Here is a 12184-nt window from a genome sequence, read left to right on the forward strand (position 1 = left end):
AATCTACAATTTTTATTTGATTTCATATTCTGTGTACATAATTTTACAGGTTGAATTGTGAATAATAAAATCGCATAATTCACTCAAATGGGTTTCTGTTAATTCTAATGGTTCATCATTTTCATTCGGTAGCCAATTTAAAATGGGTGTTGATTCTGTGATGACTGCGAAAATTGTTTCTCTACCTGGTGTTCCTTCAATTTGAAAAGATTTCATTGGTGAATCTTCTTGTGGTAAAAGTGTTTTACCTTGAGTTAAATATGTCTGAGGTGCAAAACAGGAAGGACAGAAACACCAAATTTTTTCTAATGTATCTTTTTGTATAAGTAATAAATGTCCGGGGCTTTCCAGATTGATTTCAAAGCGAATTTTATTACCTATTGATACAGACTTTTCATAAATAGTTTTATTCTGCCAACTCCAACCCAGTGTTTCTTCTTTAACTAACACTAAACCCATTTTTTCACTAGGATGACCTAATGATTGCAGTTGATGCCAAATTTCTGCAAGTGGTGTGAGTGGTTGTTCTGGGTTTTCTGTTGTGATATCTAAATTAGATGGTATGGCGATATCTTGCCAGTCTAATTCCAGTATTGTGCAGATTTCTGTGAAAAGATTATAACTAATTGGTATACCGTTAAAAAATTTACTAATAGTTGCCCAAGAAGCTACATGAACATCATCAGCTAATGTTTGTTGAGTCCAGTTTTTACGTAACAAGGCATATTTGGCTTTTTCAATACCTTGTGGTGATGCTGCTAATGTCCTTTTTGGCATAGTCAGGAAAGTTAAAAGTTAAAAATTAAAAGAGATTGGGCGTATTTTGTAAATTATATACAAAGTTATATCCTCTGGGCAAAACTTATACAGGTACTTATATAGCTGTTAGCGACAATCAAGTTAAAGGTATCAAGGTTTGTAGTAAGGACTAAAGTCCTTACTACGAACCTATTACTTTTGCCTTTTAGCTTTTTACTTAATCATGTTCACTATCGAACAACTGTATTTCGCTTGGAGTCAAGTCCGTGCGGGAAGTCGTAGTGCTGGTGTGGATGGAATTAGTGTTGATTTGTTTGCAGCTTCGGTTGATGAACAGTTACCAATTCTACTACGCCAGTTACAACAGGAATTTTATTGTCCTAGTCCCGCTAAAGGATTTTATTTAACTAAAAAAAGTGGAGGTAAGCGGTTAGTTGGTATTCCCACTGTGCGAGATAGAATTGTACAGCGTCTGCTGTTAGAGGAGTTGTATTTTCCTCTGGAAGAAACTTTTCTTGATTGTAGTTACGCTTATCGTCCAGGGCGGAATATCCAACAAGCCGTACAGCAATTATTCTCTTATTATCAATATCGTTCTACTTGGATTATTAAAGCTGATGTTGCTCAGTTTTTTGATAATTTATCTTGGGCTTTGTTGTTAACTCAGTTGGAAGCTTTGCAGTTAGACAGTAGCATTTTGCAGTTATTAGAACAGCAAATCAAAGCTGGTTTAATTATTGCTGGGAAGTACATTAATTTTGGTAAAGGTGTATTGCAAGGTGGAATACTTTCTGGTGCGTTAGCTAATTTGTATTTAACTGCTTTTGACAAAAGATGTCTTGGGAATGGAATTAATTTAGTCAGGTATGGAGATGATTTTGCGGTTGCTTGTCGTGGTTGGTCGGATGCTAATCGTATCCTTGATCTGATTATAAGTTGGTTGGGCAATCTTTATCTGACTTTGCAACCAGAAAAAACTCAGATTTTTGCCCCCCATGAAGAGTTTAAGTTTTTAGGCTACCGCTTTGCGAATGGTCATGTTCATGCACCGCCACCACCAGAACCCAAATTGAATGGGGAATGGTTGGTGAATGCTTCCGGTACGCCTTACTTTCGTCCCAAGGAAAGACCTTTTAAATTTGTTTCTCGTCCACCGAAGGCTTGTGATATCAGCAAGCCGGCGAATCTTCCTCGCGCACCTATTTCTCATCTTTGGCAGGATTCTATGACTACACTATATATAACGGATCAAGGTGCTTATTTAAGTGTCAAAAATCAGCAGTTTCAGGTTTTTTATCAACGGGAATTGCGGATGAAAATTCCTGTCATGCGAGTGACGAATATTGTCTTGTTTGGTTGTTGTAATGTTTCTCATGGTGCTGTGAGTGTAGCATTACAGCGACGGATTCCGATTATGTATTTGTCGCAGAAGGGACGATATTTTGGGAGGTTACAGGCGGAAGGGATGGCGAAGGTGGAATATTTGGCGCGTCAAGTTGAATGTTCCCAAAATCCTGAGTTTACTAGAAAGCAAGCTGAGGCTATTGTCTGGGCGAAGTTAAATAACTCTCGGAATTTATTGATGCGTTTAAACCGTCGTCGCAATTCTCAAGAAATAGATGATGCTCCTGTGTTAGCAGCAATTAAACATTTAGATATTTTGATGGACAAGCTATTTTTTGCAGAAACGATGGATGCGCTACGTGGATATGAAGGACAAGCCGCGACTACATATTTTCAAGCATTAGGAACTTTATTTGTTGGGCAATTTCAATTTGAAAAGCGCACTAAGCGTCCACCAAAAGACCCAATTAATAGTATGATGAGTTTGGGTTATACGCTGTTAAGCCAAAATGTGCATTCCTTTATCCAAACTGTAGGCTTACATACTCATTTTGGTAATTTGCACGTTCCGAGAGATAATCATCCGGCTTTGGTTAGTGATTTGGTTGAGGAATGGAGAGCGCAGTTGGTTGATTCTCTGGTTGCTTATCTGGTAAATTCGGAAATTTTTACAATTGATGATTTTACTTATCCAGATGAACGAGGAGGAGTATATTTCCAGCCTCATGCACTGAAAAAGTTTCTCAAGCATTGGGAGGAAAAGTTACAATCGGAGATCACACACACTCATACAGGGCAAAAATTGGCTTATCGTCGTTGTATTGAGTTGCAAGTACGAGAGTATATTGCTTGCTTGATGGGTGAGGTGAAGGTGTATCGACCGATGATTTGGAAAATGTAACGAAATGTAAATTTGCGGGGGGTAGGCAATGCCTGAAATACTGATTCTATCGTTACCCCCCGCAAATCGCTTTCTGGGTAAGGGTTTGAGTGCTGTCCTCTAGGGTATTGTTCTCAATAAACTAGGCTTATTGACAGCTAGTCTTGACCCCCCGCAAATTTGGCTGTATATAATTAAGTCAGGGTAAGGTTTTCAGAAGCCAAGCCTTTAAACTTCTTCGGAAGTTGAATTAATGGAAACTTTTTCAAACCCTTTTATTTCAATTCCCAAAGCTTTAAACTTCTTCGGAAGTTGAATTAATGGAAACCTTGGTTAGCGGGTTTTCAACCATCACCTCTTCTAATCTTTAAACTTCTTCGGAAGTTGAATTAATGGAAACCTGCATCGAATTTAGCGCCTTGTTGTTGAAGTTCGTCTTTAAACTTCTTCGGAAGTTGAATTAATGGAAACACAACAACTGCTCCTACTGCGCCCGTTAGGGTTGTGGTCTTTAAACTTCTTCGGAAGTTGAATTAATGGAAACTCGGTCAGAGTTTGAGAAAACTTACTGGACAGGTCAGTGCTTTAAACTTCTTCGGAAGTTGAATTAATGGAAACCGGATTTTCCGACTGGAGTTGTGTCGCGCGCTCCTTTAAACTTCTTCGGAAGTTGAATTAATGGAAACGCTTGAACGGTCCGCTCAACATATATTTCTTGATCCTTTAAACTTCTTCGGAAGTTGAATTAATGGAAACTGTTGCCTTCCGAAAGGTAGAATAACTCAATTAATGTGCTTTAAACTTCTTCGGAAGTTGAATTAATGGAAACAAACGTAACACTCCCCTTCTTTATTGCAGTTGCTTGCTTTAAACTTCTTCGGAAGTTGAATTAATGGAAACCGGTTCATTGCCTGCTCCAGCGAGGCTAGCTTATATCTTTAAACTTCTTCGGAAGTTGAATTAATGGAAACCAGGAGGATCAAAAGGATAGCCCCAGCTGCTGAAACTTTAAACTTCTTCGGAAGTTGAATTAATGGAAACGGTTGGGGTTGAACCGGGTTCGGAAGACCCAAATTCTTTAAACTTCTTCGGAAGTTGAATTAATGGAAACACCGCTTATGCTTTGCAGTTGAGCAGCTAAATCGGTCTTTAAACTTCTTCGGAAGTTGAATTAATGGAAACTCGGGGGCCGGGGTGGGGGTGGGAGCGGAAACAGGACTTTAAACTTCTTCGGAAGTTGAATTAATGGAAACTAGCACCTTATGGTCCTGCCGTTTTCACCTTTCACAGCTTTAAACTTCTTCGGAAGTTGAATTAAGAAAATGTTGATGCGATCGCCTTTTCATATTTGATGAGTAGTGGTGTGGAGAAAAATGGCAATGGTCTCCGACCGACCGGAGGTCATCGCTTTTTTCATCTTCATCATCTCAAAAAAAAAGAGATGAGATATTTGTATATCCCATCTCTTGTCCAAAAAATCAGAATCATTTAACTACCAGGATTTTGCTCAAGCCAAGTGACTAAATCACTGACTTGTGTAAAATCTAAAAACTCTTCTCCCAATGCTTCTAATTGTGCTGTAGACAAGACTTGAATGCGCTCAATTATTGGTGAATCAATTTCGCCAAATCGCCGATTTAACTGACGCATTAAGAAACGCAAAGCTTCTTTTTGTTCACCTTTGTCCAAAATATACTGATAAATTACTGATTCTTGCATAGTCTCCTCCCGTAACAATCGCAGAATCAAATCTTGCTCAAACTTTAACCCCGCGAAAATCTCTGTATAAGCTGCCGTATTCTGTCTAGTCTCAATATCTGAAATTCTAGCAAGACTTTGAGCAACTTGCGATAATAAAGCAGGTGCAGAATCGGTTTTGGCTAATGGTGCTAATGGTAATAACCCCAAATTATTCAGAAATATAGCTGAATCTTGCTCCCACATTCTTATCACTTGATAGCGATGAATTGTCGTCTCGCTGACATATTCTGTGGTAAAAGCAATTTCATCCCTGGTTGGTTGCAAGAAAATTACTACTTGGGTGACAGGAAGTTGATATTTCCGTGTTAAGCGGACGTAGTAATCTAGCATCCGCAATCCTAGTGGGGTTTTGGATTTGATTGTGGTTTGAAATTCGAGATGTAAAATCCGATTTTCTGTTTGTAAGAATGTCACCGCATCAGCACGAATTGGTTCAATGCTCAATTCGGTTTTTAAGATTTTAATTGTGCGTGGTTCTTGATTTAATAACCACCTAATAAAATCACGGGGATATTTTTCTGCGAGGTTTTTACAGAGATTATCATATTCTGCCATTTAGAGATTGATGAGGATGTTTATTAGACATAATAATCAATTATAAAATAACTTGTATCATAGCGCAATTTATATCTATCAAAAAACTTATATACAAACTTATATACAAAGTAATTTTAGTTATATATCAGGTTATATACGCATCTGAGAGGATGGAATTAAGTAAGGAAAGAAGGCGCACAACATAACAGTTGCAATTGTTTTTTTACTTTTAACCTTTTATTTAATTCTAACTATGTCCACAATTTACATCACTGAGCCAGAGGCAAATTTTCAAGTGCAACACCTTTATTTAAAGGTGTTTCGTCAGCAAAAGCAATGTTTTAGCCTGCGAATTAGCAATGTCAGTCAAATCATTATCTTTGGTAATATTAAATTACCAAATGATGTAGTTAAAGCTGTAGTAGCTCATCAGATCCCAGTGCTTTATTTAACTACAAATGGCGAATTCATAGGCAGATTAGAAAATCCAGTACAACGCCAATATAAATATCAAACTCCTCAACGCCAACGCGCACGTAATGCGGAATTTAATTACGCTACTGCTGAAAGTATTATCTGGGCAAAGTTGCATAACCAACATACATTTATGCAAAGCTGGACTAGATATTACGCCGACCATACAACCCAGCGTGCATTAAATTACCTCACACTGTTGATAGATAATTTATCACTGGCAACATCTGTTGATCAACTGCGTGAATATAGCGAAGAAGCAGATCAAGTTTACTATAATGCTGTTACTTCACTACTCAAGTTTCACAACTCCTGTTCGCGCTTTCAGGAACAGCGTATAAACGGGTTATTTAACTTGGGATATCAACTGCTACATCAATATATATACACCTTGCTTGACACCGCAGGGCTTCATCCCGATTACGCTATCCTACACCGCAATGTACACCATGAGTTACCCCTAGCATGGGATTTTACCGCCGAGTTTCGGACTGCGATTGTTGACGACTTAGTATTAAATTTCGCCCGAAATTTCCCCCACACCAACGGAAATGGGAATGGAAACGGTAAAGGTCAGCCACGTAATATTTTGCAACGTTTCCTGCAACATTGGGAATCTAAGTTGAGAACATTTGTACTACACCCCTACGGTGGAGAATTTAGCTATCGCCAGTGTATGGACTTACAAGTACGAGAATATCTTGCGTGTCTGCTGGGTGATGTGGAATATTATCGTCCGCTTGCATTCAAACATCATCCTGCACATTCTGACTTTGCCAAGATCAGTGAATCCCAAAAAGCACCGTTAACCTTGGTGAAGTAGTAATGTTCTATTTAGTATGCTACGACATTGTGAGCGATACTCGCCGTAACAAAGTGGCGAAACTTTTAGAATCCTACGGTTTACGGGTACAAAAGTCAGTTTTCGAGTGTGTATTAGATGAGAACCAGTACACTACTCTATCCAAATACTTAACTCGACTGGTAAATAAACGCGAAGACCAAGTACGATTTTATCCTATGTCTGCCCACACTCGTTGTAAGATTGCGGTCTTGGGAACAGAACCGGAGTTTGTGATTGATGATGCGGCGTTTATCGTTTAGTCGCTACGAGCTTTAGACAGTATTTACCATAATCAGTATACCAAAATGACTGCTGAAAAAAAAGCACGATCTCCACCTCTTGTCATGTAAACATTTCAACGCTTTCGGTCAAGTTTGGATAATCAGAAACTATTGAATGCAGATTCAATCTTCCAAATTCTGTTTAGTTTTTACTTCCAAAGTTCAAAAAAAACTGGATACTTTATCTTCTTCAGACCGCAAGCAATACGACAAAGCTTTTAAATGTTTTGCTGAACAAGGTGCAGCTTATCGGAGTTTAAGAACACATCGATATCGCTGCAAATATGGTGATATTTGGAGTTCTTCTGCATCTATGGCAAAACGGTTTTACTGGCGTTACATCGATAAGCAAAGTATTGAGATTGTACACATAGATTCTCATTAATTAGGCTAAAAGTAGAAGCCGGTGTAACACGTTACCAGATATTTTACCGTGCGTTAGGACTAGCGTTCATAACGCACCCTACTGGACTGACTACTAAATTTAAATTTCGTCCCATCTTTATTTTCTTCTATGCCCAAACCTCGTCCATTGCAAACACGAGAATTAAGGCTGATTTCAATGTACAGCAATTGGGAATTTGGCATGACACCCCGACAATTTTATTCTAAGTGGGCGGTCAGCTACGAACAAATAGCTATGATCTGTGATCGCTCTGACTCTACTGTTAGGGGTTGGTTTAGAAATGGTCAAAACCGACGCAACCCAACACGCAATGATTTATTAAATCTGGGTTTGATGGATTTCCTGCTAGAGCATATTGACGAAATTCCTGAGCATCTACAACAGTTATTGCGTCTTGCTATTTCATAGTATTTTGCACACACAAAAGAAGGAATCTGTCAATATCGTTTAGACCTGTTTTGCTGTATATATCCTGAACTAATGTGAATTGAGGTAATTCAAAAACACGTTATTCATGTAATTTTCAGCAATTCTAGGAGTCACTATGACATATTTTGAGCAGTTACATCCGTGGTGCATAATTCGCAATTTATCTAGGAATGATTGCATAGTGGTAGCGAGATTTCGTCGCCGCAATGATGCGACTGCTTACCTACAAGTGCTGCAAAGACAAGTGAATAGTGTCAAGTTTGTGCTGAAATTTAATGCCCAAATTTGAATTACTTGACTTCAGATGAAGTTGAATTAATGGAAACATTGGCATTTCATTCACGCTAAACGTGCTTAATCTCCAGCTATAATTTATGGCTGGGGATTTTTATTTACAAAAAACTTAACGGGAGTCTGAAAGCCCAGGAGAAACCCCACAGGAGCTATTTTTCCACATATAGTTATTATTGAACGCCTTGCTCATCTTGCACTTAGTCAATGATTTAACATTCAGATTTCTAAGTAGAAAATGTAAGTTAGATAGTTAGATAGAAACTGCGATCGCCTCTGGTAGCTGGAACGCCATCGCGGCTGCACTTAACTAGCAATTTTTCTACATGAAAGGCGATCCGGTTTTTGTGGCTGAGTTGGCGTTAGCTTTGTCGTTAGGCATCGCCTTTTGTGGAGTCTTCTGAACTCAAAGCTAGAGAGCCTTAATTTGTGAAAAATGTATTGCTCCTGTTGTATAACTGTAGATCCAAAGCTACAATCTGCCTGTATTAGAGGCATTTTTAATGACAACTTTAATTTATTACTCGTGAGCAAAACCCATATTATTGCGCTATTTAATCAATCAGGCGGAGTAGGAAAGACAAGTTTAACTATGAACTTGGGTTATCACCTTGCTCAAAAAAAGAAAAAGCGTGTTCTTTTAATAGACATGGACCCTCAAGCCTCACTTACGACATTTATGGGGCTAGAACCGGAAAATATCACTAAAACTGTCTACGAAGCAGTGGTGGGGGAAGAACCATTACCAATATACTCTGAACCTATTCACGGTATGGGTTTAGTGCCAGCCAATATCAACTTAAGTGCCGCAGAACTAGAACTAGTTGCCGCCTTGATGCGGGAAATGCGCTTAAAAAATGCGATCGCACCCGTACTCGCTCAATACGACTACATTTTGATTGACTGTCCCCCATCACTGGGTATCCTCAGTGTTATTAGCTTAGTAGCAGCTACTCATGTTTTAGTGCCAATTCAGTGCCAGTTTAAATCCTTTCAAGGAACTGATTTACTATTAAGAACTGTAGCCACACTCCGAAAAGGTGCTAATAAAACACTCGCCATTGCTGGTTTCATACCCACAATGTATGATGCACGTACTGCTCAAGAAAGCAGAACCATGAAAGCCATCACAGAACAACTTTCACCTGTGGCAACAGTTTACGAACCCATTCCTAAATCTATTGCCTTTGCTGATGCAAGTGAGGCACGTTTACCTTTAGCAGTATATAATCCCAAACATCCTGCCGTCGCTGTACTGAAAAAAATCGCCCTCAATTTAGAAAAACTACAGTGAGCAAAAAAGAGCAACCCTATACCAGCCAATTAAAAGGTGTAGCCGCCCTACTAGGCGAAAGTTTTAACGAAAGAGAAAGTATGGCTACTACACCAAATACTGTTGCCATCAACTTAATCAAATTCCCCCCATCCCAGCCCCGGCGTTACTTCGACGAACATAAGCTTGAGGAACTATCACGCTCAATTCAAAAATTGGGCATCCTTGAACCTTTGTTAGTGCGTCCGCTTTCTGGAGGCGATTATGAATTGGTAGCGGGGGAACGACGCTACAGAGCAGCAATAATGGCAGGGCTAACCGAAGTCCCTGTGGTCGTCCGCGATATGGATGACATCACTACCTATCAGGTGCGATTAGTTGAAAACCTGCAACGAGAAGACCTCAATCCCCTAGAAGAAACCGAAGGCATCCTTGAATTATTTGCCATCCAGATGCAGATCACCCAACAGGAGGTTAGCAGCCATCTCAACCGCATGAGAAACGTTTGCGATCGCAATTCCGAATTGAGACATAACGTTATGTCTCAAAGAGAAACTAAGATAGTTGAAGAATTATTTGCATCGCTAGGGCGAATGAGTTGGGAGTCATTTGTGAAAAATCGCCTCCCACTGATAAATCTGCCAGCAGATGTTCTAGAAGTGCTGCGTTCTGGTCAACTTGAATATACCAAAGCACGAGCGATCGCAAGAGTTAGTGATGAGTCTACTAGAAAGCAACTTCTTGAGGATGCGATCGCCTACAATCTCTCATTGAGTGAAATCAAGCGGAAGATTAAAGGAATTGAGACTACTGTTCAATCAAATTCGTTATCTCCAATAAATTTAGCATCGATAAAAGACCGAGTTGATGATACGTTCCAACGCTTCAAGAAAGCAAAAGTGTGGGATGACCCCAAGAAAAAATCAAAGGTAGAGAAGTTGTTATCTCAGTTAAATGAATTGATACAAGATGACAATCAACTGTGAACCAAGGTGTTTAACGAAAACAGGGTATGGGGAAAGATTGTTTACCTAATAGGCTACATGGCTTTCATGCACATTGTTCGTCCAGTCGCTTCTCTACGATTCAAAAAAGGTCAAGACACATTACACAAAATCACTCTCTACATTAGAAAAAATGTGCTGCTGTCAGGATTTGTGAGCAACTGTTAGGAGTAGTGGAGCGGCTCTCCACTACTCCTAACACTCAACTTAACTGTTAATTTTTTAATACTGAGCCTGTTTTTTTTCTAACTTCAAAAAAAACAAATTAACCGATATTTTAAATTGTACCCCCTAGTAGGGTATATATAGGTGTCATATATACCCCAAGGATAAAATAGAATTATTAGGGAAAAATAGCCCCTATATAGGGTATATTTAGGTAATGCTTAGGGTATATTAGAGCCAGCAAGATTTTGTACCCCACTTGACCCCCATGTCCAATATTCACAACTTACAAAAATTTTTCCGGTAGGCTTTGATAACGGTTACGGCAGTCTAAAACTTTTAGTAGATGGCTTTGAAGTAGTGCGCGTCCCCAGCTATATTTCCACAGCAGAAATGGAAGATGTACCAGGGAGAGTAATTCTCAATGGCAATGCTTACACAGTTGGGAAATCAGCGTTCCGAGCCGGAAATCATTTTGAGCGCAACACAGATAGCTAGGCTCTACTGGCTGGGTTGAGCCGCACTTTGAGGAAAATCAGCGATTACCCAGATAGCCTCGCTGTGATAAAAATCGCCACGTTGCTCCAATGTAAAACCACCCAGTAACAATCCTAACCAAACCTCCACCATCGGCATTTTCAATCCTCGTTGTAGTAAGGGAAGTGTAATTTCATCTTTGACTTGTGTAAGATAGAGAGCGATCGCACTTTGCCATTTCTGCACATCTTCATCACCAGCCAACCGATGAACATCTTCTACAGTCTGAATTTCAAGCATCGCTAGGACGTTCTCTTTCTCAACCGGAGCGGCTACTGAATCATGACTTTCGGCAGTATGAGAAAACTGATGTGGCCCATGAGGTCTAAAATTCTGCGGTGCTGGTTCTTCGATTAGGTCATCCAAATCTAGCTGCATTGTCGTCCGCACTAACCCAGCAAAGATATCCGTGCTGACAACCGGCCCCAAAGTATCGTTCTGAGCGCGAACATCTGACAACAATAACTCAGCACGGGATTTGAGAATATCTGCAATTTGGGAAAAGGCTTGTGCGGCGGTTGATAATTGTGCTTCCACAGATAAACTTTCAAGCTCGGCATCTAAACAATCCCAGACGGGAGCAAGTGTTGATGTCGGTGGAGCTTCTGACATCTCATCCAAAATATCCCAAATTGTTAATTGGCGATAGCTGGTCATAATTCAGGATGCAATGGGCAGGGACGCACTGGACAGTGAGTCGGGCTAATCTCAAACATATCCTTATATTGGTGGAGGGAAACACCATATTGTTTAGCAAAAGCCTGCAACACCTGATCTGTATAGGTGCGGATCTTGCCAGCAGTTAGCCCAAAGCAGTGGATTGGCTCTAACCTACAAATAGGCTTTTGTCCTAGCCATAGTTCTGCACCCAAGGCGTGCAATGGCTTATCCCCCGGTTCTTTATACAGATACAACACGGCGAAATATGTTTCTGGCGGTTCAACTGTGATGGTATCTAGTTGTGCCGAGTCATCTTTGGTGCGTCGGCGGTAGAACGAACGGCGATTATGACAGACTTTGGGATTCCAGCATCCATCCCCTGAAGACCCATGTAGCACTTTAGCCTTAGTTGTTGGTAGCTTCGCGCATAATTGGCATTTGGGATCAAGTGGCTTTGGCATGGGTTATTCTGATTCTTCCCCTATAGCTCGATAGTAGGCAGAGATCGCCGCTTCTTGTTCACTACGCAGTGTATACCG

13 protein-coding genes, 1 pseudogene and 1 CRISPR repeat array are annotated in these 12184 nt (G+C 40.0%); of the genes and pseudogenes, 9 read left to right on the top strand and 5 right to left on the bottom strand.

All coding sequences use genetic code 11. From position 1 onward, the window contains the following. Positions 1–12: 12 nt before the first annotated feature. Positions 13–777 carry a DUF4384 domain-containing protein gene (locus VB693_RS19615; protein ID WP_323267712.1) on the bottom strand — a complete coding sequence of 255 codons (765 nt, stop codon included), beginning with the start codon at positions 775–777 and terminating at the stop codon, positions 13–15. A gap of 205 nt (positions 778–982) precedes the next feature. On the opposite strand from VB693_RS19615, the gene cas1 (VB693_RS19620) reads away from it, so the two are divergent. Beyond that, positions 983–3004 (top strand): CRISPR-associated endonuclease Cas1, encoded by a 2022-nt coding sequence (gene cas1, locus VB693_RS19620; protein WP_323267713.1) that lies wholly within the window; start codon positions 983–985, stop codon positions 3002–3004. A gap of 205 nt (positions 3005–3209) precedes the next feature. Continuing rightward, positions 3210–4308: a CRISPR direct-repeat array (repeat unit 35 nt; unit sequence CTTTAAACTTCTTCGGAAGTTGAATTAATGGAAAC). 163 nt (positions 4309–4471) lie between these two features. Here cas1 (VB693_RS19620) and VB693_RS19625 read toward each other — a convergent pair. Next, positions 4472–5299 (bottom strand): Rpn family recombination-promoting nuclease/putative transposase, encoded by an 828-nt coding sequence (locus tag VB693_RS19625; RefSeq protein WP_323267714.1) that lies wholly within the window; start codon positions 5297–5299, stop codon positions 4472–4474. Between the two features lie 235 nt (positions 5300–5534). Between VB693_RS19625 and cas1 (VB693_RS19630) the strand changes: the two genes are divergently transcribed. The 3 genes from cas1 (VB693_RS19630) (at position 5535) to VB693_RS19640 (ending at position 7265) form a co-directional block, all read left to right on the top strand. Then, positions 5535–6578, top strand: a complete 1044-nt coding sequence (gene cas1 / locus VB693_RS19630) for a CRISPR-associated endonuclease Cas1 (protein ID WP_323267715.1) — start codon at positions 5535–5537, stop codon at positions 6576–6578. A gap of 2 nt (positions 6579–6580) precedes the next feature. After that, on the top strand, positions 6581–6859 hold the full coding sequence (gene cas2 / locus VB693_RS19635; protein WP_179049594.1) for a CRISPR-associated endonuclease Cas2: 279 nt from the start codon (positions 6581–6583) through the stop codon (positions 6857–6859). A 136-nt stretch (positions 6860–6995) separates the two neighbouring features. After that, entirely contained in the window at positions 6996–7265 is a 270-nt protein-coding gene (locus VB693_RS19640; RefSeq protein ID WP_323267716.1) for a hypothetical protein, read from the top strand. Positions 7266–7324: 59 nt separating this feature from the next. Here the strand turns inward: VB693_RS19640 and VB693_RS19645 are convergent, their stop codons facing one another. Beyond that, the gene (locus VB693_RS19645) at positions 7325–7468 is read right to left on the bottom strand and encodes a hypothetical protein (protein ID WP_323267723.1); all 144 of its coding nucleotides are present in this window, start codon (positions 7466–7468) and stop codon (positions 7325–7327) included. Between VB693_RS19645 and VB693_RS19650 the strand changes: the two genes are divergently transcribed. From VB693_RS19650 to VB693_RS29070, 5 genes and pseudogenes are all read left to right on the top strand, one after another. After that, positions 7467–7694, top strand: coding sequence for a hypothetical protein (locus VB693_RS19650; protein ID WP_416233406.1), 228 nt, complete (start codon positions 7467–7469; stop codon positions 7692–7694). The genes VB693_RS19645 and VB693_RS19650 overlap by 2 nt on opposite strands. A 136-nt stretch (positions 7695–7830) precedes the next feature. Then, positions 7831–8004 (top strand): hypothetical protein, encoded by a 174-nt coding sequence (locus tag VB693_RS19655; RefSeq protein WP_237996783.1) that lies wholly within the window; start codon positions 7831–7833, stop codon positions 8002–8004. 528 nt (positions 8005–8532) lie between these two features. Beyond that, positions 8533–9300 carry a ParA family protein gene (locus VB693_RS19660; protein WP_237996782.1) on the top strand — a complete coding sequence of 256 codons (768 nt, stop codon included), beginning with the start codon at positions 8533–8535 and terminating at the stop codon, positions 9298–9300. Beyond that, complete coding sequence (locus VB693_RS19665) at positions 9297–10265, top strand: ParB/RepB/Spo0J family partition protein (RefSeq protein ID WP_323267717.1); 969 nt, start codon at positions 9297–9299, stop codon at positions 10263–10265. Before VB693_RS19660 ends, VB693_RS19665 begins: the two co-directional genes overlap by 4 nt. A gap of 451 nt (positions 10266–10716) precedes the next feature. Continuing rightward, positions 10717–10943, top strand: a pseudogene (locus tag VB693_RS29070) (hypothetical protein); the annotation flags it as partial. 6 nt (positions 10944–10949) lie between these two features. Here VB693_RS29070 and VB693_RS19675 read toward each other — a convergent pair. Both VB693_RS19675 and VB693_RS19680 read right to left on the bottom strand, forming a co-directional pair. After that, complete coding sequence (locus VB693_RS19675; protein WP_323267719.1) at positions 10950–11642, bottom strand: hypothetical protein; 693 nt, start codon at positions 11640–11642, stop codon at positions 10950–10952. Beyond that, positions 11639–12106, bottom strand: coding sequence for a hypothetical protein (locus tag VB693_RS19680; RefSeq protein WP_323267720.1), 468 nt, complete (start codon positions 12104–12106; stop codon positions 11639–11641). The genes VB693_RS19675 and VB693_RS19680 overlap by 4 nt, the downstream gene beginning before the upstream one ends. Positions 12107–12184 lie beyond the last annotated feature (78 nt).

It is taken from the genome of Anabaena sp. UHCC 0399 (assembly GCF_034931465.1).
In the GTDB taxonomy this organism is placed as follows: Bacteria; Cyanobacteriota; Cyanobacteriia; order Cyanobacteriales; family Nostocaceae; genus Trichormus; species Trichormus minutissimus.

Coding starts and splice junctions, on each gene's coding strand:
- cas1 (WP_323267715.1), top strand. CDS start 5,535: ATGTCCACAATTTACATCACTGAGCCAGAGGCAAATTTTCAAGTGCAA.
- VB693_RS19625 (WP_323267714.1), bottom strand. CDS start 5,299: ATGGCAGAATATGATAATCTCTGTAAAAACCTCGCAGAAAAATATCCC.
- VB693_RS19615 (WP_323267712.1), bottom strand. CDS start 777: ATGCCAAAAAGGACATTAGCAGCATCACCACAAGGTATTGAAAAAGCC.
- VB693_RS19650 (WP_416233406.1), top strand. CDS start 7,467: ATGACACCCCGACAATTTTATTCTAAGTGGGCGGTCAGCTACGAACAA.
- VB693_RS19640 (WP_323267716.1), top strand. CDS start 6,996: ATGCAGATTCAATCTTCCAAATTCTGTTTAGTTTTTACTTCCAAAGTT.
- VB693_RS19680 (WP_323267720.1), bottom strand. CDS start 12,106: ATGCCAAAGCCACTTGATCCCAAATGCCAATTATGCGCGAAGCTACCA.
- VB693_RS19675 (WP_323267719.1), bottom strand. CDS start 11,642: ATGACCAGCTATCGCCAATTAACAATTTGGGATATTTTGGATGAGATG.
- cas1 (WP_323267713.1), top strand. CDS start 983: ATGTTCACTATCGAACAACTGTATTTCGCTTGGAGTCAAGTCCGTGCG.
- VB693_RS19645 (WP_323267723.1), bottom strand. CDS start 7,468: ATGCCAAATTCCCAATTGCTGTACATTGAAATCAGCCTTAATTCTCGT.
- VB693_RS19655 (WP_237996783.1), top strand. CDS start 7,831: ATGACATATTTTGAGCAGTTACATCCGTGGTGCATAATTCGCAATTTA.
- cas2 (WP_179049594.1), top strand. CDS start 6,581: ATGTTCTATTTAGTATGCTACGACATTGTGAGCGATACTCGCCGTAAC.